20 protein-coding genes are annotated in these 22,378 nt (G+C 62.2%); 11 read left to right on the top strand and 9 right to left on the bottom strand.

Annotation, left to right across the window (positions count from 1 at the left end):
- Positions 1-241: 241 nt before the first annotated feature.
- From N6L27_RS17900 to N6L27_RS17880, 5 genes are all read left to right on the top strand, one after another.
- Entirely contained in the window at positions 242-1,378 is a 1,137-nt protein-coding gene (locus N6L27_RS17900; protein ID WP_271908719.1) for an ABC transporter substrate-binding protein, read from the top strand.
- 68 nt (positions 1,379-1,446) lie between these two features.
- Positions 1,447-2,367: a branched-chain amino acid ABC transporter permease gene (locus N6L27_RS17895; RefSeq protein WP_271908718.1), complete on the top strand. Its 921-nt coding sequence runs from the start codon at positions 1,447-1,449 to the stop codon at positions 2,365-2,367.
- Positions 2,364-3,353: a branched-chain amino acid ABC transporter permease gene (locus tag N6L27_RS17890; RefSeq protein WP_442915796.1), complete on the top strand. Its 990-nt coding sequence runs from the start codon at positions 2,364-2,366 to the stop codon at positions 3,351-3,353. Before N6L27_RS17895 ends, N6L27_RS17890 begins: the two co-directional genes overlap by 4 nt.
- Entirely contained in the window at positions 3,346-4,101 is a 756-nt protein-coding gene (locus tag N6L27_RS17885; RefSeq protein ID WP_271908717.1) for an ABC transporter ATP-binding protein, read from the top strand. The genes N6L27_RS17890 and N6L27_RS17885 overlap by 8 nt, the downstream gene beginning before the upstream one ends.
- On the top strand, positions 4,098-4,787 hold the full coding sequence (locus N6L27_RS17880) for an ABC transporter ATP-binding protein (RefSeq protein ID WP_271908716.1): 690 nt from the start codon (positions 4,098-4,100) through the stop codon (positions 4,785-4,787). The genes N6L27_RS17885 and N6L27_RS17880 overlap by 4 nt, the downstream gene beginning before the upstream one ends.
- Positions 4,788-4,884: 97 nt before the next feature.
- Here the strand turns inward: N6L27_RS17880 and N6L27_RS17875 are convergent, their stop codons facing one another.
- Positions 4,885-7,128 (bottom strand): methyl-accepting chemotaxis protein, encoded by a 2,244-nt coding sequence (locus N6L27_RS17875; RefSeq protein WP_271908715.1) that lies wholly within the window; start codon positions 7,126-7,128, stop codon positions 4,885-4,887.
- Between the two features lie 375 nt (positions 7,129-7,503).
- On the opposite strand from N6L27_RS17875, the gene N6L27_RS17870 reads away from it, so the two are divergent.
- Entirely contained in the window at positions 7,504-7,953 is a 450-nt protein-coding gene (locus tag N6L27_RS17870; protein WP_271908714.1) for an Lrp/AsnC family transcriptional regulator, read from the top strand.
- Here N6L27_RS17870 and N6L27_RS17865 read toward each other — a convergent pair.
- Positions 7,946-8,911, bottom strand: coding sequence for a LysR family transcriptional regulator (locus N6L27_RS17865; protein ID WP_271908712.1), 966 nt, complete (start codon positions 8,909-8,911; stop codon positions 7,946-7,948). The genes N6L27_RS17870 and N6L27_RS17865 overlap by 8 nt on opposite strands.
- A gap of 168 nt (positions 8,912-9,079) precedes the next feature.
- Here N6L27_RS17865 and N6L27_RS17860 point away from each other — a divergent pair, with 168 nt between their 5' ends.
- From N6L27_RS17860 to N6L27_RS17845, 4 genes are all read left to right on the top strand, one after another.
- Complete coding sequence (locus N6L27_RS17860; RefSeq protein ID WP_271908711.1) at positions 9,080-10,093, top strand: TRAP transporter substrate-binding protein; 1,014 nt, start codon at positions 9,080-9,082, stop codon at positions 10,091-10,093.
- Between the two features lie 72 nt (positions 10,094-10,165).
- On the top strand, positions 10,166-10,702 hold the full coding sequence (locus N6L27_RS17855) for a TRAP transporter small permease (protein ID WP_271908710.1): 537 nt from the start codon (positions 10,166-10,168) through the stop codon (positions 10,700-10,702).
- A 17-nt stretch (positions 10,703-10,719) separates the two neighbouring features.
- Positions 10,720-12,060 (top strand): TRAP transporter large permease, encoded by a 1,341-nt coding sequence (locus N6L27_RS17850; RefSeq protein WP_271908708.1) that lies wholly within the window; start codon positions 10,720-10,722, stop codon positions 12,058-12,060.
- 17 nt (positions 12,061-12,077) lie between these two features.
- Positions 12,078-12,581 carry a universal stress protein gene (locus N6L27_RS17845; protein WP_019294596.1) on the top strand — a complete coding sequence of 168 codons (504 nt, stop codon included), beginning with the start codon at positions 12,078-12,080 and terminating at the stop codon, positions 12,579-12,581.
- 56 nt (positions 12,582-12,637) lie between these two features.
- Here N6L27_RS17845 and N6L27_RS17840 read toward each other — a convergent pair whose 3' ends face one another.
- The 7 genes from N6L27_RS17840 to N6L27_RS17810 all read right to left on the bottom strand — a co-directional run bounded on the left by N6L27_RS17840 (position 12,638) and on the right by N6L27_RS17810 (position 21,178).
- The gene (locus tag N6L27_RS17840) at positions 12,638-14,134 is read right to left on the bottom strand and encodes a M81 family metallopeptidase (protein ID WP_271908704.1); all 1,497 of its coding nucleotides are present in this window, start codon (positions 14,132-14,134) and stop codon (positions 12,638-12,640) included.
- Entirely contained in the window at positions 14,134-15,759 is a 1,626-nt protein-coding gene (locus tag N6L27_RS17835; RefSeq protein ID WP_271908702.1) for an amidohydrolase, read from the bottom strand. The genes N6L27_RS17840 and N6L27_RS17835 overlap by 1 nt, the downstream gene beginning before the upstream one ends.
- A 38-nt stretch (positions 15,760-15,797) precedes the next feature.
- Positions 15,798-16,721, bottom strand: coding sequence for an ABC transporter ATP-binding protein (locus N6L27_RS17830; RefSeq protein ID WP_271908701.1), 924 nt, complete (start codon positions 16,719-16,721; stop codon positions 15,798-15,800).
- Complete coding sequence (locus N6L27_RS17825; RefSeq protein WP_271908700.1) at positions 16,718-17,698, bottom strand: ABC transporter ATP-binding protein; 981 nt, start codon at positions 17,696-17,698, stop codon at positions 16,718-16,720. The genes N6L27_RS17830 and N6L27_RS17825 overlap by 4 nt, the downstream gene beginning before the upstream one ends.
- Entirely contained in the window at positions 17,695-18,552 is an 858-nt protein-coding gene (locus N6L27_RS17820; RefSeq protein ID WP_271908699.1) for an ABC transporter permease, read from the bottom strand. The genes N6L27_RS17825 and N6L27_RS17820 overlap by 4 nt, the downstream gene beginning before the upstream one ends.
- A 13-nt stretch (positions 18,553-18,565) precedes the next feature.
- Positions 18,566-19,504, bottom strand: a complete 939-nt coding sequence (locus N6L27_RS17815; protein ID WP_271908698.1) for an ABC transporter permease — start codon at positions 19,502-19,504, stop codon at positions 18,566-18,568.
- A 111-nt stretch (positions 19,505-19,615) separates the two neighbouring features.
- Positions 19,616-21,178, bottom strand: coding sequence for an ABC transporter substrate-binding protein (locus N6L27_RS17810; RefSeq protein ID WP_271908697.1), 1,563 nt, complete (start codon positions 21,176-21,178; stop codon positions 19,616-19,618).
- 224 nt (positions 21,179-21,402) lie between these two features.
- Between N6L27_RS17810 and N6L27_RS17805 the strand changes: the two genes are divergently transcribed.
- Complete coding sequence (locus N6L27_RS17805) at positions 21,403-22,206, top strand: helix-turn-helix transcriptional regulator (RefSeq protein ID WP_271908696.1); 804 nt, start codon at positions 21,403-21,405, stop codon at positions 22,204-22,206.
- Positions 22,207-22,378 lie beyond the last annotated feature (172 nt).

Raw genomic sequence — 22,378 nt, 5'->3', positions numbered from 1 at the left:
GCCGCCGCGACGTCTGGAAAGCATTTGCAGCAATTGGGGCAACAATATTGCCCTAGTTATTTTATGCTTGAAATATATATTCAAGCCTGCGTAGGCTGATCACGAGGGCTGGCGCAAGATCAGCCGCAACGATGCCGGCTGCAGCGGGTCTTGGCTTCTGCCGGGGCGGCGTTACAGTCACAAGCATTTGATCAAGAATCCTGGCCCAAGGGCCGGGGCATATTCTGGGAGGAAAGACGTAATGAAGACCCTTCGGATGCTCGCCATGGCGGCTGCGGTTCCGGCGCTGGCTGTTGCAGCCCAGGCTGACACCAAAATTGGCATGATCACCACATTGTCCGGCGGCGGCGCGGGGCTGGGTGTGGATGTGCGCGACGGCTTTATGCTGGCGATTGAACAGGACGGCCGCGAGGGCGTCGAGGTGGTGATCGAGGACGATCAGCGCAAGCCTGATGTGGCGGTGCAGATTGCAGACCGGATGATTCAATCCGAGAAGGTGAACATCCTGACCGGCATCATCTGGTCGAACCTCGCAATGGCGGTGGTGCCTGCGGCAACCGCGCAAAACGTGTTCTACCTGTCGCCGAACGCCGGGCCTTCGGCGCTGGCTGGCAAGCGCTGCCATCCGAATTACTTCAACGTCGCCTGGCAGAACGACAACCTGCACGAAGCAGCGGGTGCCTATGCCAATGAGGCGGGGCTGAAGAACAGCTTCATCCTGGCGCCGAATTACCCGGCGGGGCAGGACGCGCTGACCGGCTACAAGCGGATGTACGGCGGCGAGCTGGCCGGTGAGATCTACACCAAACTGGGCCAGACCGATTATGCAGCCGAAATCGCGCAGATCCGGGCGTCCGGCGCTGACTCGGTCTATTTCTTCCTGCCCGGCGGCATGGGGATTTCCTTCCTCAAGCAATATGCGGGCAGCGGTGTGGATCTGCCGGTGGTCGGCCCGGCGTTCTCGTTCGATCAGGGTATTTTGCAGGCGGTGGGTGACGCCGCACTGGGTGTGAAGAACACCTCGCAGTGGAACAAGGATATCGACAATGAGGCCAACGCCGAATTTGTTGCCTCCTTCCAGGCAAAATACGGCCGTCTGCCGTCGCTTTATGCCAGCCAGGGCTTTGACACTGCCAATCTGATCCTGAGCGCGCTGGACAAGGCGGAGGTGTCTGACCAGGACAGCTTCCGCGCGGCACTGAAAGCGGCGGAATTCGCATCGGTCCGCGGTGATTTCAAATTCGGCGACAACCACCACCCGATCCAGGACATCTATGTCCGCGAAGTGATCAAGGATGGCGATGTCTTCACCAACAAGATCATTGCCACCGGGCTGAGCGACCATGCCGACGCCTATGCAGGCGAGTGCAAGATGTAAGACCTGACCCGGACGGGGGCGCCTGAGGCGCCCCTGCACACGGCAAGACTACCCCTTCGGAAAATCAAATGACCTATATTCTAGTTCTGGAGCAGATCCTGAATGGGCTCCAGCTCGGGATGATGCTGTTCCTGATGGCGGCCGGGCTGACGCTGGTGTTCGGGGTGATGGGGCTGATCAACCTGGCCCATGGCTCGCTCTACATGGTGGGCGCCTTTGCCGCCGCCGCAGTGGCAGGCTGGACCGGATCCTTCCTGCTGGCGCTGACCGCAAGCCTTGCCGCCGCCGCGGCGGCCGGCGCCCTGATGGAGCTGGTGGTGATCCGGCGCCTCTACCGGCGCGACCATCTGGACCAGGTGCTGGCGACCTTTGCCCTGATCCTGATCTTTTCCGAAGGCACCCGCTGGCTGTTCGGCTCCTTCCCGCTGTTTCTGGATGTGCCGTCCTACCTTTCGGGGCCGGTCAGCCTGCCGGGCGGCATTCAGTATCCGCTGTACCGGCTGACGATCATCCTGATTGGTTTGGCAGTTGCTGCCGGGCTGTTCTTGCTGATTGCGCGCACCCGCATTGGCATCCAGATCCGCGCAGGCGAGGCCGATCGCGAGATGATTGCCGCGCTTGGCGTTGATATTTCCAAGCTCTACACAGTCGTGTTCGCTTTGGGCGCGGCGCTTGCCGGGCTGGCGGGCGCGCTGGTTGGCGCGATCCAGTCGGTGCAGGTCGGCATGGGCGAGCCGGTGCTGATCCTGGCCTTTGTGGTCATTGTTATTGGCGGCATCGGCTCCATCAAGGGGGCGCTGGCCGGCGCGCTGCTGGTGGGGATGACTGATACGCTGGGCAGCGTGTTCCTGCCGCAGCTGTTTGCAGTCTTTATGGACCCGGCCAGCGCGGCCTCTGCCGGGGCGTCGCTGGCCTCGATGCTGATCTACATTCTGATGGCGGCGATCCTCCTGGTGCGCCCCTCTGGCCTTTATGGAGGGAGCGCATGATGCTGACGCGTGAGAGCCTGCTCAATTGGGCGATGATTGCGGCGCTGCTGATCGTGCCGGTGGCGGCGTGGTCGCTGGATGAGCCCTTTATCATCACCTTGGCGACCAAGGCGGCGATCCTGGCGCTGGCGGGGGTGGGGCTGAACATTGCCCTTGGGCTTGGCGGGCTGATCAGCCTGGGCCATGCGGCGTTTTTCGGGATTGGCGGCTATGCCATGGGCATCCTGGCCGCCCATGCCCAGAACTATGAGCCGCTGTTTGAATGGCCGTTCCTGTTTGAGGGCAGCAACCAGATGCCGCTGATCTGGCTGGTGGCGGTGGTCTTCAGCGCGCTGGCCGCGCTGGTGATCGGGGCGCTGTCGTTGCGCACCTCCGGCGTCTATTTCATCATGATCACCCTCGCCTTCGGCCAGATGCTTTACTACTTTGCCATCAGCTGGAGCGCTTATGGCGGCGAGGACGGGCTGTCGATCTGGGTGCGCAATGAATTCCCCGGCCTGAACACTCTGGATCCGATCCAGTTCTTTGCCATCGCCTATGTGATCCTCTGCCTGGCGCTGGCTTTCGCGGCGCGGCTGGCGCGCTCGCCCTTCGGGCTGGCACTGGCAGCGGCGCGGCAGAATGAGGACCGGGTGCAGGCGGTGGGCCTTACGCCCTTTACTCTGCGGCTGACGGCCTTTGTGATATCCGGTGCTATCACCGGGCTGGCGGGGGCGCTGTTTGCCGACTTGAACCGCTTCGTCAGCCCCACAATGCTCAGCTGGCACACCAGCGGCGAGATCATGATCTTTGTGATCCTCGGCGGGGTGGGGCGGCTCTATGGCCCGGTTGCCGGTACCGCGCTCTATATCCTTTTGGAGCATCTTCTGGGCGGCATCAGCGATTACTGGCAGATCTTCCTGGGCGTGCTGCTGCTGCTGATCGTGCTGTTTGCCCGCGGCGGGCTGATCGGGGCGCTGGCTGGACGGGAGAAGGCGCATGGCTGATGTGGTCCTGAAAACCGACGCTCTGAACAAGAGCTTTGGCGCGCTGCAAGCGAGCCGTGATGTCTCGCTGGACCTGCGGCCGGGTGAAATCCATGCGCTGATCGGGCCGAACGGAGCAGGGAAATCCACCCTGATCAAGCAGATCGCGGGCAATCTGACACCCGACAGCGGCACGGTGGAGCTGCTGGGCCGGGAGGTGACCGCGCTGGACACGGTGGCGCGGGCGCGGATGGGGCTGGGGCGGACGTTCCAGATCTCCGCGCTGGCGATGGAATACACTGTGCTGCAGAATGCGGTGCTGGGGGCGCTCGGCGGGCGGGGCCGTGTGTTCCATTTCTTCCGCAATGTGATGAAGGACCCGGAGCTTCTGGAGCGGGCGCGGGATGCGCTGGAGCGGGTGGGTCTGACGGACGATGCAAACCGCCGCACCGCCGACCTGTCGCACGGCCAGCGCCGCCAGCTGGAGGTAGCGGTGGCGCTGACGCTGAAGCCGAGGCTGTTCCTGATGGATGAGCCGATGGCGGGGCTTGGCACCGCCGGATCGAAGGCGCTGACCGGTTTCCTCGACGGCTTGCGGCAGGAGGCGCCGATCCTGCTGGTGGAACATGACATGGACGCGGTCTTTGCACTGGCGGACCGGATCAGCGTGCTGGTTTACGGCCAGATCATTGCCACCGGCACCGCGGATGAGATCCGCGCCAACGCTGAGGTGCGACGCGCCTATCTGGGAGAGGAGGACGCCGCATGAGCCTGTTGTCACTGCAAGGGGTTGAAGCGTCGTACGGACCGGCGCAAGCGCTGTTCGGCGTCAGCCTGGAGATTGGCGAGGGCGAGGTGGTGGCGCTGATGGGCCGCAACGGCATGGGCAAATCCACCACCATCAAGACGGTCTGCGGGATGCTGGCGGCTGCTAAGGGGGAGCTGACGTTCGACGGCCACGACCTGCGCCAGCTGCCATCGCACAGGATTGCGCGGCTGGGGGTCGGTCTGGTGCCTGAGGGGCGGCGCTGCTTTGCACCGCTGACGGTAGAGGAAAACCTGATCGCCGCGGCCCGCCCTGGCCCCTGGGATATGGCCAGGGTTGCAGAACTTTTTCCGCGGCTGGAGGAGCGCCGCACACAGACCGCCGGTTCGCTTTCGGGTGGCGAGCAGCAGATGCTGACCATTGGCCGCGCCCTGATGACCAACCCGCGCCTTCTGATCCTGGACGAGGCGACGGAGGGGCTGGCGCCGGTGGTGCGGCAGGAGATCTGGGCTGCGATCGCCCGGCTGAAGCGCGAGGCAGGGCTGTCGATACTGGTGGTGGACAAATCCTTGAAGGAGCTGTCCGCCGTGGCGGACCGGGCGGTGATCCTCAACAAGGGCGGCAACGCCTGGGAAGGCCGGATAGCCGAGCTGCCTGCGGATGTCGCGGACCGGTTCCTCGGTGTATAGATAGAACCCTGTAATGAGACTTATGTTAAATTAAAATGGCCGGGAGCAAAGGGGTTGCCGGCAGGCTGAAGTCTAGCTCCAGCCTGCCGGTTCGGGTTCAAGCTCTAAACCGGTGCGGGTCTGCCGCAAAACCTTGATCTGCGCTGTCTCCACCCAGGTCAAAGCGGCCGACGATGTCTGTCAGGCTTTGCGATTCATGCTGCAGCAGCTGGCTGGCGGCGGCAGCCTCTTCGGACATGGCGGCGTTCTGCTGGGTCATGTTGTCCAGCTGATGCATCGCGCCATCAATCTTCTCCAGCCCGCGCGATTGCGCCCGGACCCCGTCGGCGATCTCGGTGACCAGCCCCGACACCGCTGAAACCTGTTCGATAATCCGGGTCAGCGCGTCACCGGCGCGGCCTACCATGGCAACGCCATTGGCGACATGCTCCTCGCTGGCGGAGGTCAGGCCCTTGATCTGCCCGGCGGCGTTAGAGGCCCGCTGCGCCAGGGCGCGCACCTCAGAGGCGACCACGGCAAAGCCTGCACCGGCAGGGCCCGCGCGCGCCGCCTCGACGCCGGCGTTCAGCGCCAGGAGGTTGGTCTGGAAGGCAATGTCGTCGATCATGTTGATAATCTTGGAAATCTCTGCGGAGGCCTCCTGGATCTGATCCATCGCTGCCACTGCTGATGTCACCACATCAGTGCTTTGTTCTGCCTCGCTGCGGGCGCCGCGCATGGTGTCGTCCATGCGGCCCGCGCGCTCTGCCGTGTCGCGGATGCCGCCGGTCAGCTCACGGATGGAGCCTGCGGTTTCTTCCAGCGTTGCGGCCTGGCTTTCGGTACGGTGCGCCATTTCGGTCGCCGCACCGCGCTGCTCTTCGGAGAAGCGGCCAACGTTCCCGGCGGCGCCGACCACCTCCGCCATGGACCCGCGCAGCCGTTCGAGACTGCGGTTGAAGTTTTCCCGCAGGGTTTCGTAATGGCCGTCAAACGGTGCCCGGATGTCGCAGGCCAGGTTGCCGCGCTGCAATTCTGATAGCGCGGCGCTCATGCTCTCCACCACCGCCGCGGTGTGACGGGCGGCTTCCACTTCTCGGGCAGCAGCCTCATCCGCGTCCTTCAGCTTGCCGCGGAAGGTGTCGAGGCTGCGGGCCAGATCGCCAAGCTCGTCACCGCGGGCAAGGCCCTGGATTTCCGAATTGTAGTCGGCGTCGGCCAGTGCGTTGGTGGCTTCGCGCAAGGCATGGATCGGGAGGGTGACGCTGCGCGCCGCCAGCCAGGACACGCCGATCGCCGCCAGCAGTGCCGCGCCGATCATGCCCGCGGCGATCAGGCGGATGCGTTCGACCACGGCAAAGGCGGTGTGCTCATCGGTTTCCAGCACCAGAGACCAGTCGAAGCCGGGCAGGTCCAGCGGCATCACCTGGGCAATGGCGCGTTCTCCCAGCGAGGACGGCACGCCGTCGAACTGGTTTGCCTCGCGTGATCTTGCGGCCTGGATCTGCGGCGTTGCGGGCAACTGCTGCAGCACCGGGAAAAGGCCCGCCACCGAGGACGGGCTGCGTGCCACGCCATCGCTGCTGACCACGTAGATATTCTGATGGGTGCCGCCGGACAGGTTGCTGGTCAGTGCCTTGACGACGCCATCGGTGCCGAGCTGGATTGCGATCACCCCGGCGATTTTACCGTTCTTGGCAAACACTGGCGCGGCCATGAAGGCTGCGGCATCCGGGCTGTGGCCGTAGGATGCGAAATCCGCCACCGCGACTGTGCCTGCTTCAGCCTCGAGCGCGGTCTGAAACACTTGCGAGAGGCCGCTGTCCGGAGCTTCCTGGACAGCGGTCAGGAAATCGTCCCGCTTCTTGACTGAATATACCACCTGACCCGCAGGCGTGATCAGATAGAGATCCTGGTAGCCGTTGAGGCGCAGGCTTTGCAGGAAGGTGGGGTGATAAGTGACATGCGACTGGTTGTAATAGGAGCCGTCGCCCGCATCCGTCAGCTCTTCGCGCTGGTCTGCGGCATTTGGATTCCCGGTCGCATAAGTCTGCTTGAGATAGGCAATGGGGTCGTCTTCCTCGACCATGCCGATCACCCGCTCAAAATTACTGATGGCACGGAACACTGCGGGCTGGCCTGCCAGGCTGGAGACATCAGACCGTGCTGCCTTGATCAGGAAACCCAGCGCCTGAGCGCCTGACTTGGCCTCGATCTTCTGGGCGGCAAAGGCGTTTTCCCGGATGCTGCGTTCAGCCATGGAATAAACCAGCACTGACACAGTAACGAGGAACACACCCGTCAGGGCCACCATGATCAGCGGCAGTTTCAGCTTCAGAGGCAGTTTCGTTAGTCGGGGCATTGGCCAGGGTCTCCTGCAGTCTGCGGCGCCCGGTCGCACCGGGGCATTGAGGAGTCATAATCCGGAAAGTCCTGACAAAACGTGTACCGCAAGAGAACCGTAAATGTTGTTTTCCGGAATCTTTGCGGAATTGATGCCGCAAATTTGAACTTTGCACCATTTCAGCGGAAATATTGCCAGAAACCCTTGTTTGAAAAGGCTGGAATGGTTGCTTGTGCCAGTTGCCCGCTGTTGCGGTGACGCAAATTGTCAGCCCGGGACACATTCACATTTCGCAGTTGTTTATTCGCAATCCTTCTGCTGCTGTTGTCTCCGGCAAGGCCTGCAGCAGGTTTTCAAGTTGTCATTTCAGCCAAGCCAGCCCAAAAATCAGCTATGGACAACAAAGACCACGAAATACTGCGGCTGATCCAGGCGAATGCACAGTTGACCGCGGAGGCGATCAGCCAGGAAGTCGGCCTGTCAGCGCCTGCGGTGCAAAAGCGCCTGAAGAAACTGCGTGATACCGGAGTGGTCGAAAGGGAAATCGCGGTACTTTCGCCGGCCAAAATGGGCCGCGAAATGACAGTGATCGTGCAAGTGGTTCTGGAGCGTGAAAGCCGGATGCATCTGGATGCCTTCAAGCGCAAGATGCGCAGAGCTCCGCAGGTGCAGCAATGCTATTACACGACTGGCGAAGCGGATTTCATCCTGATGGTCATCGTCAAAGACATCAAGGAATACGAAGCCTTCACCCAGGAATACTTCTTTGATGAATCCAATGTCAGCCGCTTCACGTCCTCCGTGGTGATGGACCGGGTCAAAGTCTCGCTGGATATCATCTGACGCGGTCAGCGCCGGTCTGTGCCAAACTTTCGGGGTGCTGAGCGGAATGCGCTGCGGTCAATTGGTCGAGAAACAGCCTGGTGATGCGGTTCATTGCCGGACGCTTGCGGGTTACGGCGGCAAACTGGCTCCGGTAGAAGATTTGTTCCGGGAGAACTTTGCGCATCATCCTGTCGCGGACAAATTTATCGGCCAGGTGGTCGGGCAGAAAACCGAGATAGCTGCCTGACATGACGAGGATGGCCAGTGCCTGCTCGTTCTGCACCTTTGCGGCGCGGCGGAATCCCAGTGTCTGGCCAACGTGCAGGTTGGGGGAGTTCACCCGGATACCAGCGTAGTTGGCTGCGCGAACATCTTCCAGGCGGAGGCGGGTGTGATCGCAGTCCATGAACGGATGGCCCATACCGCAGTAGAGAAACATGTCTTCGCCATAAAGGGGTGCATAGTTCAGGCTGGGCGAAGGCCGGTGGAGCGCCAGAATACCCACGTCGGTCTTCCCGCCGATCACGTTGGTTTCGATCACGTTGGGCGGTTCCAGCGACAGGTCGATTTCAACCGCGGGGGCCGCCTTGTTGAAGGCACGGATCGCACCGGCAACAAATGCCTCCGGGTTCGAGGCGCATTGATCGAACAAGGCAATGCGCAGGGTGCCGGCCAGCTGCTGCTTGATTTCATTCACTTCAGCCCGGAAGCCGGAAACGGAGAGCAGCAAGCCCTCGGCGGATTTCAGCACCTTGCTGCCGTCGTCGGTCAGCGAAAACCCGGCCGGGCCGCGGTGGCACAGTTTCAGGTCCAGCCGCAGTTCCAGATCGGCGAGATATTTTGATATGGTCGACTTGCCGATGTTCAGCTCGGTTTCCGCCGCGGCCAGGCCGCCGCTTTCGGCGACGGCCTTGAACACCCGCAGTAATTTCAGGTCAGCATCAGCGACATGTTTGAGGTTTGATTTCCGGGCCATCAAGAAGTTCGATAATTGTGAAACTTTGCGTTCAAAAGTTTACATTCAAGAAACCTGCAACGCAATGTAGCTTCTCGTGGACCAAGGCTGGAACAGGCTGGCAGATGCGCTGTGGAGGGCGCGCCACCCCGGACCTTGGGCCCCAGAATGACAATACGGGAGGAAGTTATGTCATTTCTCAAGAAGGTCTGCACCCTGACAGCAGCCGTTTCCGCCGCTGCACTGCTGACCACCGGCGCTGTTTCCGCCAAGAATTTCAAGATCGCCGTGGGCGACGGCGCTGGCAGCTCACAGGAAGGCACCGGCAAGTTCTTCATCGAGGCACTGGAAGAAAAATCCGGCGGCAAGCACACCGGCACCATGTTCCTGAACGGCCAGCTGGGGTCGGAGCAGGACACCGTCAATGAGGCCGCAATCGGCACCCTGGATATGTCACTGCTGGCGATCAACAACGTCACGCCGTTCTCGCCGACCGTCGGCGTGTTCACCCTGCCTTATGTGATCCTGTCGCTGGAAGATGCGGAAACGCTGACCCAGGGACCGATCGGCCAGGAACTGACCGAAAACACCATCCGCGACGCCGGCGTGCGCATCCTGGCCTGGACTTATACCGGCTTCCGCCGCCTGACCAACTCCAAGAAGCCGGTCACCACCGTGGCTGATTTGCAGGACCTGGTTATCCGCGTGCCCAAGAACGAAATCATGATCGAAACCTACAAGGCCTGGGGCATCAACCCGACTCCGATGGCCTGGTCCGAGACCTTCACCGGCCTGCAGACCAAGGTTGTTGACGGTCAGGACAACCCCTACACCACCATCAACTCGATGAAGTTCTACGAAGTGCAGGAGTATGTGACCAACCTGCGCTACATTTTCTCGATCGAGCCGCTGATCGTGTCTGAGGCGGTGTTCCAGGACCTGTCCGAAGAAGACCAGCAGATCCTGATCGAGGCGGGCAAAGAGGCCACCCTGAAATCGGCCCAGTACCTGCGCGACATTGAAGCCCAGATCAAGGATGAGCTGGTCGCCAAAGGCATGCAGATCGACGATCCGGCAAACGATGAATCCGAATTCATCAAGCTGGCGACCGAAGCGGTCTGGCCGCAGTTCTATGACTCCATCGGCGGTGTCGAGAAGCTGAACACCGTGCTGACCACCATCGGCCGTGATCCGGTCCAGTAAACCTCTGGCTTGAAGGTATAAAAACAACAAGGCAGCGCTACGGCGCTGCTTTGCACAGGGGAGGAGACCATCATGTTCTGGAAATTCCTGGACAACATAGAGAGCTATATCTGCCGAATATTGCTGTCCGGCTTTGTCATTCTGCTGTTTGTGCAGATCGTCTCGCGCGAGGTGTTCGGCCATTCGTTTTCGTGGATCGAAGAGCTATCGGTCTATATGTTTGTCTGGTTCGTCTACTTTGGCGCCTCTTATGCCGCGCTGAAGGGGGCGCATAACCGGGTCACCTTCCAGTTCAAGTTCCTGCCTGCGGGCTGGATCAAGTATATTGAAGCCTTTGCCGACCTCTTCTGGCTGTTCTTCAACTGCTATTTCCTGTGGCTGGCCACCGATTTCGTTTTCAACAAGATGAACAAGTTCTGGAAGTCGCAGACCTTGGGCATAGAGATGAAGTATATCTACATGGTTCTGCCCATCGCCTTTGCCCTGATGACGATCCGCATTCTGCAGGTGAATTACCGCAAGCTGATCCGCGGCGAAGATATCCACGATCCCGACCAGATCGACCTTGATGAAATCAAGGCCGCTGCTGCCGCGGACAAGCGCACGTAACCGGGAGGGACAGGGCTATGGAAACCGAAATCGTCACGATCCTGTTTGGATCCTTTCTTCTTCTGCTGCTTCTGGGCGCTCCGATCACCGTCGCGCTGGGGGTGTCGTCGCTGCTGTCGTTCCTCTATCTGGACGAAAACCCGATCAAATTCGTGCAGATCGCCTTTACCTCTGTCGGCTCTTTCCCGCTGATGGCGCTGCCAGCCTTTATCCTGGCCGGCGCGCTGATGGAGGCCGCGGGGATCTCCAAGCGCCTGATCAATGTGGCCGAGAGCCTGGCTGGCCCGTTCACCGGAGGCATTTCAGCGGCCACCGTGATGGCCTGCCTGTTCTTTGGCGCGATCTCCGGCTCCGGCCCGGCCACCACGGCGGCTGTGGGCATGCTGATGATCCCGGCGATGATCAGCCGGGGCTATGAAAAGGGCTATGCCTCTGCCGTCACGGCGTCCTCCGGCGGTCTTGGCATCATCATCCCGCCGTCGATCCCGATGGTGATCTTCGGCATTGCCGCGCTTGGCATGGCGCCTCCGCCGGAAGCGGTGGAGAAATTCGGAACCTTCCAGTCTGTTTCGATTTCCAAGCTGTTCATCGCAGGGTTCGTGCCAGCCTTCCTGATTGCCACCAGCCTCTTGATCCTGAATTTCTTCATGTCGAAGAAGCGCGGCTATAAGGGCTCTGCCGACGGGTGGTCGATCCGCAATGTCGGCTGCGAGATGTACCGGGGCTTCTGGTCGCTGATGGCGCCGCTGGTGATCCTGGGCGGCATCTACACCGGCTTCTTCACCCCGACCGAAGCGGCCATCGTGGCGATTTTCTATACTCTTGTGATCGGTGTCTTTATCTACCGCGAACTGACATGGTCGTCGCTGTTCCAGTCGCTGGAGGCCACCACCTGGCTGACGGGGCGTGTGCTGCTGATCCTGTTCACCGCAACTGTGTTTGGCCGCCTGCTGGTGGAAAACCAGATCCCGGCGATGATTGCGGACAGCATGCTGAGCTTTACCCAAAACCTCTATGTGATCTGGGCACTGATCATCTTCTTCCTGCTGTTTGTCGGTATGTTCATGGAGACGCTGGCAACCATCCTGATCCTGGTGCCCGTGATGCTGCCGGTCGCCTACTCAGTGGGCATCGACCCGATCCACTTCGGCGTGGTGATGGTCTGTACCCTGGGCATCGGCTTCCAGACGCCGCCACTGGGGGAAAACCTGTTCATCGCCTCGGGTATCTCAAACATCTCGATTGAGACAATCTCGCTGCGCGCCCTGCCTTTTGCGGCTGTGAACACGATTGCGATCTTCATCATCGCCTTCTTCCCTGAAATCTCGCTGTGGCTGCCGCGGCTGTTCGGCTACTGATCTGAAAGGAGACCGGCATGAAACCGATGATCACAAACATCCTGTTTGCCACCGACCTGTCGCATAACTCCACCTTGGCCTTGCGCCATGCGGCCAGTCTGGCCCATGCGACAGGGGCGGAAATTCACGTGCTGCATGTGAATGAACCGATTTCAGAGGATGCGCGCATCACGTTTGAGATGTTCGTGCTGAACGATGAGACCCGGAAATCAGCAGCCAAACGGCGGCATGAGATGGTCAAGCAGATGCTGGCCGAGCGGCAGGCGCGGTTCTGGGCGTCTTTTGAAGGCGACGAGGCCAAGATCCGCGATCAGGTCACCTCAGTTGAGGTGACCGACGGCCACCCGGCGGAGGTAATCCTGCGCCGTTCGGTCGAATTGGGATGCGATCTGATCGTGCTGGGCGCCCATGACCACGGGTTCTCCCACACGTTCCTGGGCACTGTGGCCAAACGGGTGCTGCGCCGCTCGCAGATCCCGACGCTGGTGGTGCCCTACCAGAACGGCGAGGACGAGGACTGATCCTCCCGCAGGCGGTTTCCCCTGGCCGCCTGCATAGGCCATCCCTGCAGCAGGTATCAGCCTTTTGCAGGGATGGTTCTGACGTCCGGGTGCAGGTTCTTGTATGGGAACGCACCCAGATCGCAGGGAAACACGCCGGAGGCCGCAACCGGATAAACTGCGCTGGCGATGGGCTCGAAATCGGCGCGGAAATGGGCGGTGCTTTTCACGCAGATTGTTTGAAAGGACGCGGGATCCAGCCCGATATGAGTGAAATGCGCCAGATCCAGGCATTGGTTGCGGATGCTGGTGACAACCAGGGTGATTTCTGCGCCTGTCCCATGCAGCCGCAGCGCCGCTGCGGGACCCAGCTCCGCTACTCCGCCGCCATACATTTCACCGCTATATCGGCAGCGGCCATCGCCAAGTTCCAGAACCTGAAACTCCGCTTCAAAAGGCTGGTCGCTTGCTGCACCTGAACGGCCGCCGAGGGCCGCGCGGAAGACCCCCCCCTGCCCTGCCTCATGCGCCGCGGCGGCGGTTGCGGGGTCATGGAGCAGCCCCATCAGTACGCCCTGTGCGCCTGACTGCGCCAGCGCAGCTAGCAGGCCGGTTGTGTCAGAGGTGCCGCCTGCGCCCGGATTGTCCTGCACATCCGCCAGCACAACCGGTTTGCTTGCGCGCGGCTGGCAGGCAATCTCTGCGGCTTGCTGTGGCGTCAGCATCGGGTGGCTGAAGTGCGGTTCCTGTTCGGCAAACAGCCTGGCGATATGGTCTGCGGCTTGTGCCGCGGCGCCAGACGTCCGGGCATAGGCCACGCAAGAGGGCCGCGTATCCGGGAAATCCGCTGCGGTGAACCCCAGCGCGATGTCCGCCAGCACCCCTGCCTGCTTCAGAGGCGGCAGCGCTGCATAAAGCTCCCGCGCAGGCGTGGAGCTGGTGTATTGCGCATGCAGCGGAATCAGGCAGTCCATTTGCCGGAATGCCTTGTGCAGCCTGTCGCCCGCCAGCAGGTGCTGCAGCACCGGCACGCAGCGGGCGCCGGTTTCCGCCATGTCGAGATGCGGATAGGTGCGGTAGATCGCGATGAAATCCGCCAGTTCCACCGAGGCTGCTGAGATATTGGCGTGCAGGTCGAGGCTGACCAGGATCGGCAGGTCCGGTCCGGCCCAGGCGCGCACCCGCCGCAGCAGTTCTCCCTCGCCGTCCGGGTGGCTTTCGGTCACCATGGCGCCGTGCAGTTCCAGGAATATGCCACTGAGCGGTCCGGCGTTGCGCAGACCTTCCAGAATTTTCGTACAGACGGCCTCAAAGGCCTCATCGGTAACGTGCGCCGAAGGTTCCGCTGAGCACCACAGGATCGGGACCAGTTCTATCCCCGCCTCCTGTGCCGCGCTGGCAAAGCCTGCGATGGGCAGATTCATGCCGCGGGTCTCGGCGGCCACCGCGTCCCCGTGCAGCATGGCGGGCCAGGAATCCGCCATTTCGAACTCTGCCAGCCCGGCTTTGGTGGTGCCAAAACAGTTGGTCTCATGCTGAAAGCCCGCAATGGCGATCCGCGGTTTGTTTTGCATTAGGTACGTTCCTGCGCCCAGACGGTTTGCCCGCGGCGGATGGTGCGGGTGACTTTGGTGGTCTCAATCTGGTCCGGGTCGTCCAGCGGATTGCGGTTCAGCATTGCGAAATCCGCCAGCTTGCCCGGCTCGATAGAGCCGCGGATGTTCTCTTGAAAGACTTGCCATGCGGCGTCGATGGTCTGGGCGCGCAGAGCCGACAAGGCACTGATCCGCTGCGCCTCACCCAGGCGCCGACCGCTGGCAGTCAGCCGGTTCACCGCGCAATGGGCCAGGTGAATGGGCCGCGTCGGCGTGACGGAAGCGTCGTTGTGGATGGTGTAGCGCACGCCGTAACGCTCAGCCGAGGCGCAGGGGGAAACCCGTTCCGCCCGCTCCGGCCCCAGGAAGGTGTCGTAATGGCGGTCGCCCCAGAAATGCACATGCGCCGGAAAGAAACTGACGGTGATGCCAAGCTTTGCCACCTGCTGCAATTGGTCGTCGCGCAGGGCTTGCCCGTGGATGATGGTGTGGCGGTGATCGGCGCGCGGGTTGACCTCCATTGCGGCGGCCACTGCATCAATGAACATCTGCGCACCGGCGTCGCCGTTGCAGTGGCAGTGGATCTGGAAGCCCAGATCATGCAGTTTCTTCACCTCGCGGCGGTGTTCGGCGGCATCCGCATAGGCCATCCCGCAGGGATGCTCTGGATCCACAGGTTTATGGTAAGGCGCGCTGAGGAAGGCGGTCTGCAGCTGGAACGCGCCGTCGGTGAACAGCTTGCGCGGGCCAAGGGTGAAATGCGGGTTACCGGGCCAGTCCAGCGCACCGGGGCCGTTGGATAGCGCCGGTTCCAGCTCGCCGATCGGAAGCAGCATCAGGTCATACCCCGGGTCTTGATCCGCTGGCAGTGAGGCGAAATGTTCCAGCATCTGCCGCGTGGCCCAGGCGTTCTGGGCGAAAGTGACGCCATGCGCCAGGTATTCGTCGCGGCAGCTGTTGAATCCGGCCCAGAAACGGTCGCGGTCGATCAGGAAATCGGTATCGCCCATCTCTCCCATTGCCGACAGGCCCTCGATCAGCCCGGTCAGCGCGCCAGTCTCCGGGTCGCGCCCGAACCGCCCGCCCAGAGGATCCGGCGTATCGCGGTTCACACCGTGGCGCGCCAGCGCCAGCGAGTTTGCCGCGCCGTTGTGGCCGGAGGCATGGATCACCCAGATCGGGTGCTCGGTGGAAACGCTGTCCAGCTCGATGCGTGTGGGCATCCGGCCCTCGGCGATGGCGGTGTTGTCGAACAGCACCCCCATCACCCATTCGCCCGCTGGGGTTTCAGCCGCCTTGGCCCGCAGCCGGTCCAGCGCGGTTGGGATATCCGGGCAGTCGCCGCTGGGGGCAGAAGCCAGATTGACCCGGAACAGCCGGATGAAGCCGGGATCGGGGAAATGCCCGTGCGGGTCAATAAAGGCGGGGATCAGGGTCTGGCCCTGCAAGTCCACCTCAACAGTGTCCGCAGGCATCTGCGCGCGCAGGTTCGCCTCGGCACCAACAGCGCGGATGATCTCGCCTTCGGTCAGCACCGCCTGGGCGCAGGAATTGGCCGCGTCCATCGTCAGGACAGCGCCGTTGAAATACAATGTGCTGGTCATGGTCTTTCAGGTGTTGAGGGGTTTCGGGCGAAGGGCCGTCAGCTCAAGGGCGCAAGGCAGCGCAACCCGTGGCCGTTTTCGACCTCCCATTGCGGGGTTTGACTGCAGAATTCCTGGGCGAAGGGACAGCGCTCGCGGAACTCGCAGCCCTTGGGGCGGCGCAGCAGGCTGGGCGGTTCGCCTTTCAGGGCGATGCGCTCCAGCCGGGCATCGGGGTCGGGCTCCGGGTTCGCCGAAAGCAGGCAGCGGGTATAGGGATGGCGCGGCTCCTTGAAAATCGCCTCGGTGGTGCCTTCCTCGACCAGCCGGCCCAGGTACATGATTCCCATCCGGTCGGCCACGTGGCGCACGACGTTCAGGTTGTGGGTGATGATCACCATCGCCAGCCCCAGCCGTTCGCGCAGGTCGTTCATCAGGTTCAGAAGCTCCCCCTGCACCGAGACGTCCAGCCCCGCAGTGGGTTCATCCGCCAGGATCAGCTTGGGCTCCAGTGCCAGCGCCCGGGCGACGCCCACCCGCCGCGCCTGCCCGCCTGACAGCTGGTAAGGATAGCGGTCGGCGAAATGCGCAGGCAGGTTCACCATTTCCAGAAGGCGCCTGGCCTCGGCGTCCAGATCCCGGTCCTTCATGCCCTGGATGCGGTAGGGTTCGGTGATCAGGCTGCGGATCGTCAGGCGTGGCGACAGCGAGCCGACCGGGTCCTGGAACATCATCGCAATGTCCTTGCGCAAGGGGCGCAGTTCCCGTTCTGAGGCGCCCCGGATCTCCCGGCCATCAAACTTAACCGAACCGTCCTGTGCCGGCGCCAGCCCGGCAATCGCGCGGATTACCGTGGTCTTGCCAGAGCCGCTCTCGCCCACCAGCGCATAAGTTTCGCCCGGCTCCACGGTGAAGCTGACACCGGCCAGCACATTGACCGGGCCATAGCTGGTTTTCAGGTTTTTGACATCCAGCAGGCTCATTCTGCGGCCTCCTTGTGGTTCAGCCAGCAGGCGGCGTGGTGGCCCTCCTTCAGCTTGGCGAGCGGCGGCACCTGTGACATGCAGCGCGCAGTGGCCTGATCGCAGCGGTCGCGGAAGATGCAGCCGCCGGGCAGGTTGGCCAGGTCCGGCACCTCGCCCGGGATTGTCGGAAGCACCCGGGCGCGCTCCTTGATGTGGCCGGGGTCGCAGTCGATCAGGCGGCGGGTGTAGGGGTGTTTCGGATCATGGAAGATCTCGCGCACCTCGCCGCTTTCGACAACGGCGCCGGCATACATCACCACCACCCGGTCGCAGAGCTCTGCAATCACCCCCAAGTGGTGCGAGATGAACAGGATGGCGCAGTCAAACTCCTGCTGAAGCTCCTGCAATCGTTCAATTATCTGCACCTCCAGCGTGGCATCCAGCGCTGTGGTCGGCTCATCCGCGATCAGCAGATCCGGCTCCGACATCAGCGCCATGGCGATGGCGATGCGCTGGCGCATGCCGCCAGAGAATTCGTGCGGGAACTGGTCCAGCCGGGCCTCCGGATCCGGAATGCCGACCGCACCCAGCATCTGTGCTGCGCGGGCCCGTTTGTCAGCCTTGGACGCCTTGGAGCGGTGCTGAATATCCAGCATCTGCTGGCCGATAGACAGGACCGGGTTATGGGTCTGCATCGGGTCCTGGAACACGATGGAGATGTCTGCGCCGCGCAGATCACGCATCTTGCGCTCCGGCAGTTGCAGCAGGTCCTGGCCCTTGAACCGCACCTTGCCCTGGCGGAAACGTGTGTTCGGCGCTGTCAGCCGCAGGATCGAGGAGATCAGAGTGGACTTACCGCAGCCCGACTCGCCGACGATGCCGACAATCTCTCCCTTGCGGACGTCAAAGGAGATATCGCGCAGGGCCTTCAGATCACCGCGGGCGGTTTCGTAGTCAACGCTGAGGCGGTCGATTTCCAGAAGCCTATCAGTCATCGCTGTTTCCTCAGTTTCGGGTCAACCACATCGCGCAGGGATTCGCCCAGGAAGGTGAAGCCAAGCGTTGCCAGGATGATCGGCAACCCGCCGCCCACCACCAGCCAGGGAGTCTGGCGGATCAGCGAGTAGCCGTCTTTCAAAAGCGCGCCCCAGCTGGGTGTCGGCGGTTTCACCCCGAGGCCGAGGAAGGACAGCCCGGCCTCCAGCGCGATCACGGTGGGAATATCCATCGCCGCCAGCACCGCCAGCACGCCGACGATATTGGGCAGCATATGCACGCCCAGGATGCGGGTCATGCTGGCGCCCATGGAGCGTTCGGCCAGGATGAATTCGGAATTGCGCAAGGTCAGCGTCTGGGTTCGCGCCACCCGGCCGTAAGTCGGGATCGAGGTTGCCATCACCACAAACACCACGGTCTGCAGGCTGGGCCCCACCAGGGCCACCACGGCCAGCGCGAACATCACGGTGGGGAACGAGCGGATAGTGTCAAAGAACAGCATCAGCAGGTTATCGAGCCATTTCGGCCCGTAGCCAGCGATCATGCCCAGCGTCAGGCCTATGGCCATGGCGCCGAAGACAGCCGGCAACGCGACCTGCAGCGCCACCTGGCCGCCCGCAATCACGCGGGAAAACGTATCGCGGCCCAGCTGGTCGGTGCCCAGAAGATGGGTCCATGACGGCCCCTGCAGGCGCGACTTGATGTTCATGCCAACCGGATCGAAGGGCACGATCCAATAGGCGAAGATGGCGCAGAACACGATGGTGCCGACGATGACCAGCCCCATCAGCCCCAGCGGGTCGCGGGCGACGCCGTGGATGATCTGGCCCAGTTCGGAACGGGATTTAGCCATATCTGCGTCCTCCTCAGTTCGCGGTCCGGGCGCGGGGGTCGAGCCAGGCGTTGATCAGGTCGGCCAATGCGGTGGACACCACAAAGAGACCGGTTGAGATCAGCACCGATCCCATCACAATCGGGTAGTTGCGGGTGGTGATGCTGTCGATCACCAGCTTGCCCAGACCGGGTCGGGCAAAGACGATTTCCGCAAAGACGGCGGAGGACAACAGGAACCCCATGCCGACGCCGATCACAGTGACCACCGGCAGGATGGCGATGCGCAGCGCATAGACCATCACCACCCGGCGTTCATGAAGGCCAAAGGCGCGGGCGGTGCGGATGTGGCTTTCACCCATGACTTCGAGCATCGAAGCGCGCACCAGCCGGGCGATATAGCCGACCCAGCTGAGGCCGATGGCAAAGGCGGGCAAAACCAAATGGTTGAGACGGCCCCAGAAGCCCTCGCCCGCGCCGATGGCCGGGAACCATTGCAGGTTCACCGCAAAGATCAGCAGCGACAGCAGGGCGACCACAAAGGCCGGGGCCGCGACGAAGCTTACAGAAATCGCTGCGGTGACCCGGTCAATCAGCGTATTGGGATGTGCTGCGGCATAGGCGCCAAGCGCAATGCCCAGCGTTGCAGACCAGGCGATTGAGCCCAGAATGAGCCACAGGGTATGCGGCAGCTGCTGGAACACGATCTCTGTCACAGACCGGCCCGAGAACACGTCGATCCCCAGATCTCCCTGCATCAGGTTCCCATAGAAGATGAGAAGCTGTTTCCAGATCGGCTGATCCAGCGCCAGTTCCGCCGTCAGCCGCGCCTGCAGCTCTGGCGTGGCGCGCGGGCCCAGCATGATCTGGACCGGATCGCCGGGGACGGCGCGGATCATCAGGAACATGACGGTGACCGCCACGATCAGGATCAGCAGTGCCAGCCCGAACCGCCGGGTTGCATAAAGTAACATGGCCGCATGGCTCCCTTGTTTTCGCTGTGCGGGTGAAAACGGCACGGCCGCGCCGCATTTTGCAGCCGTGCCAGGTCAGGCCCGGGGGGAGGACCGAGCCTGAGGGGAGTGTCAGGCCTTGCCGAAGTAGCGCAGCAGCGCCAGCCCGTCGGGCCGCAGTGCCGGCACCACGCCCGCAGAGTGGATCACCGGCGTTGCCTCATGGGTCAGGAACCGGTAGGCGCCGCTTTCCTCCATCAGATCCTGCGCCCGCTGGTACATCTCGGCCCGTTTGGTCAGATCGGTCAGCTGCGAGGCTTCGGCGTGAATCTTGTCGAACTCGGCGTTGCTGAACTGCTCCCAGTTCCAGTGGCCGACCTGTTCGGTGGTGAACCATGAGGTCGCGTAGTACGGGTCCGGGGTCATCGAGTAGCGGTTCAGCACCAGCTGCAGGTCCTCGTTGTCGGCGCTGGCCCAGAAGGCCCCGGATTCCAGCACGTTGACCTCAACCGTGATGCCGATCTGCGCCAGGGTTGCCTGGATCACCTGCGCCGCGGTGGTGAAGGTGGTTTTGTTCAGCGTGTCGAGCTTCAGCGTGACATTGGTCTCACCGGATTCCGCCAAGAGTTCCGCGGCCTTGGAAAAATCCGCCTGCGGCGGCACCAGAGACTGCGGACGGTGGCCCGCCAGGCCCGGCGCGATGATGCCGGTCGAGGGCTCCGCGGCGCCGAAATAGGCGGCTTCCAGAACCGAAGGCACGTCGATTGCGTGCTGGATTGCCTGGCGCAGCTTCGGATTCTGCAGCTTGGGGTGGTCAAGGTTCATGCCGAGCCATGTGTAATAGAGCGACGGATACTCCAGCAGCGTGCCGCCGTTCGGCACGCCGTCGCGGTAGCGCTGAACCGAGCCAAGCGAGACACGGGTAAAGTCCAGTTCACCGGCTTCAAAGGCGATCTCGGCGGTGTTTTCATCATCAATCGGCAGGATCTCAATGGTATCCCATGCCGGCGCTTCGCCCTTCCAGTCCGGGTTGCGCTTGAGCACGGTCTTTTCCTTGGGCGACCAGCTGTCGCGCAGGTAGGGGCCGGATTCCGCCAGCGGATCGGTGGTTGCCTTGCCGCCTGCGGCCTCCCAGGCTTTTTTCGACACGATGTTGCCGGTGATATAGGGCAGCGCGATCGACCACAGCGGCGCAAAGGGTTCCTTCAGCACGATGGTGCCTTCCCGTTCACCAGTAACCTCGACGTGGCTCAGCGGCCCCATGTCGGGCTTGTTGGGGCTGTCGGTGGCCTCGTCCACGATCCGCTCAAAGCTGAATTTCACGTCCTCGGCGGTCATCGCGCCAAAACCGTTTGTGAATCCGATGTCGTCGCGCAGCGCGAATTTGATGTGGGTTTCGTCGCCTTGCTCGATCATCGCGGCGGCGTCCATTTGCCAGTCCCATTCGCGGCCCGGTTTGTACTGGATCAGCTTGTTGTAGATCGAGGCATGGATTTCCTCGTCGATCACGCCCTTGGAAAACGCCGGGTCGATGCTTTGCATGTCGCCGTAGGAGCGTACGCGCAGGGTGCTGCCCTCTGCCGCCATGGCGCGGCCGGCAAGGCCTGCGGGCAGGGCTGCTGCTGCTCCCAGCGCGGTGGCGCCTTTCAGAAATCCGCGGCGTCCCAGTGCCGTCTTGGTCCATTCGATCTTCATGGTGTCCTCCCTTGGATCAGATCAGTTCCGCCTGAACTCCTCCGGTTTGCAGGCGCCGCACCGGCTCTGACACCGGCGGCGCGTCCTGCAGCTCTTGGGTTCCCCTGGCTCAAACGGCTTGCCCTCAGAAAACGCCTGTTTCACCTTTAACGGAATTGTGTAAACATGCGCGAACTGGCGCGACATGCACTTCTTCCGCGTCAGTTCGCGAAAGGAAATTGGCCATGCCGGAAAATTTTTCCGAAAACCTGCGCTCGCTCTGTGCCGAACATGGCAGCATTGCGCAAATCTGCCGGGAGGTCGGAATCAATCGTCAGCAGTTCAACCGTTACCTCAACGGCACCAGCCTGCCTGCGGCCCACAACCTCCGCCGGATTGCCCGGTATTTCGATATTCCCGAAGCGCGGCTGTTTGCCCCTCGGCCGGAGTTCGAGGCCCAGCTCAGCGATGCTGCCCGAACGACGCCGCCCGGTGCCAGCGACAGCTTTCTGGAACCTTTCCGGGGACAGCAGCGCAATCTTAAGCGCTATCTGGGTTTCTATCATGCATTTTTCAGGACCCCTTCCTGGGGAGAAGGCATTCTTTGTGCTCTGACCCGCCTGGTAGAGAAGGACGGGTTCATCGTGACCAGGAATTTGGAGGTAGCGACTGATCCCGAGCAGAGCATCCGGCAGATCTCCCGCTACGACGGGCTGGTGACTCAGCGCGGCAACCGGCTGTTCATCACTGAGCACGAGCGCGCCCATGAAGGCAGCGTGGCGCAGACCATCCTGTTCTCGGCGCACCGGCAGCAGCTGAAATACCTGCGCGGCATGACAATGGGTTTAGCTTGGCGCCCTTTCCCGCGGCCCTATGCAGCCCGGGCGATCTGGAAACGCCTGGATGACCGGGTCTCAGCACGCGAGGCAATTGCCGCCTGCGGTGTCTATCCGGTGCGCAGCCCGCGGATCGACCCAACAGTGCGGAATTACCTTGAGGCCTCCGCGGCTGAGGATTTTCCGGATATGCCCGGCAGCATTCTTCTTTAAACGAAGGTCGGGCGGCTAGCGGCCGGCCTCCTGCAGCGTGGCCCCGTCCTCGTCTTCGGGCATTTCCTCGATGAGCCTTGTCTCCAGGAGCTGTCCGCTGCGGTAGAGCACCGGGGTGGCGACGGCGGCGATGTGGCTGTTGAACTCGCGCAGGGCGCGCAGGGTTTCCAGG

Source organism: Leisingera sp. SS27 (genome assembly GCF_028368855.1).
Classification (GTDB): Bacteria; Pseudomonadota; Alphaproteobacteria; order Rhodobacterales; family Rhodobacteraceae; genus Leisingera.
The sequence above is the reverse complement of the archived record's forward strand: the minus strand, read 5'-3'. Positions and strand labels throughout refer to the sequence as shown.

Bases quoted from the DNA above. Each gene is read 5' to 3' on its own strand.
- N6L27_RS17810 (WP_271908697.1), bottom strand. From the start codon at position 21,178: ATGAAGATCGAATGGACCAAGACGGCACTGGGACGCCGCGGATTTCTG.
- N6L27_RS17805 (WP_271908696.1), top strand. From the start codon at position 21,403: ATGCCGGAAAATTTTTCCGAAAACCTGCGCTCGCTCTGTGCCGAACAT.
- N6L27_RS17885 (WP_271908717.1), top strand. From the start codon at position 3,346: ATGGCTGATGTGGTCCTGAAAACCGACGCTCTGAACAAGAGCTTTGGC.
- N6L27_RS17900 (WP_271908719.1), top strand. From the start codon at position 242: ATGAAGACCCTTCGGATGCTCGCCATGGCGGCTGCGGTTCCGGCGCTG.
- N6L27_RS17840 (WP_271908704.1), bottom strand. From the start codon at position 14,134: ATGCAAAACAAACCGCGGATCGCCATTGCGGGCTTTCAGCATGAGACC.
- N6L27_RS17860 (WP_271908711.1), top strand. From the start codon at position 9,080: ATGTCATTTCTCAAGAAGGTCTGCACCCTGACAGCAGCCGTTTCCGCC.
- N6L27_RS17825 (WP_271908700.1), bottom strand. From the start codon at position 17,698: ATGACTGATAGGCTTCTGGAAATCGACCGCCTCAGCGTTGACTACGAA.
- N6L27_RS17865 (WP_271908712.1), bottom strand. From the start codon at position 8,911: ATGGCCCGGAAATCAAACCTCAAACATGTCGCTGATGCTGACCTGAAA.
- N6L27_RS17880 (WP_271908716.1), top strand. From the start codon at position 4,098: ATGAGCCTGTTGTCACTGCAAGGGGTTGAAGCGTCGTACGGACCGGCG.
- N6L27_RS17820 (WP_271908699.1), bottom strand. From the start codon at position 18,552: ATGGCTAAATCCCGTTCCGAACTGGGCCAGATCATCCACGGCGTCGCC.
- N6L27_RS17890 (WP_442915796.1), top strand. From the start codon at position 2,364: ATGATGCTGACGCGTGAGAGCCTGCTCAATTGGGCGATGATTGCGGCG.
- N6L27_RS17845 (WP_019294596.1), top strand. From the start codon at position 12,078: ATGAAACCGATGATCACAAACATCCTGTTTGCCACCGACCTGTCGCAT.
- N6L27_RS17830 (WP_271908701.1), bottom strand. From the start codon at position 16,721: ATGAGCCTGCTGGATGTCAAAAACCTGAAAACCAGCTATGGCCCGGTC.
- N6L27_RS17835 (WP_271908702.1), bottom strand. From the start codon at position 15,759: ATGACCAGCACATTGTATTTCAACGGCGCTGTCCTGACGATGGACGCG.
- N6L27_RS17855 (WP_271908710.1), top strand. From the start codon at position 10,166: ATGTTCTGGAAATTCCTGGACAACATAGAGAGCTATATCTGCCGAATA.
- N6L27_RS17875 (WP_271908715.1), bottom strand. From the start codon at position 7,128: ATGCCCCGACTAACGAAACTGCCTCTGAAGCTGAAACTGCCGCTGATC.
- N6L27_RS17895 (WP_271908718.1), top strand. From the start codon at position 1,447: ATGACCTATATTCTAGTTCTGGAGCAGATCCTGAATGGGCTCCAGCTC.
- N6L27_RS17850 (WP_271908708.1), top strand. From the start codon at position 10,720: ATGGAAACCGAAATCGTCACGATCCTGTTTGGATCCTTTCTTCTTCTG.
- N6L27_RS17870 (WP_271908714.1), top strand. From the start codon at position 7,504: ATGGACAACAAAGACCACGAAATACTGCGGCTGATCCAGGCGAATGCA.
- N6L27_RS17815 (WP_271908698.1), bottom strand. From the start codon at position 19,504: ATGTTACTTTATGCAACCCGGCGGTTCGGGCTGGCACTGCTGATCCTG.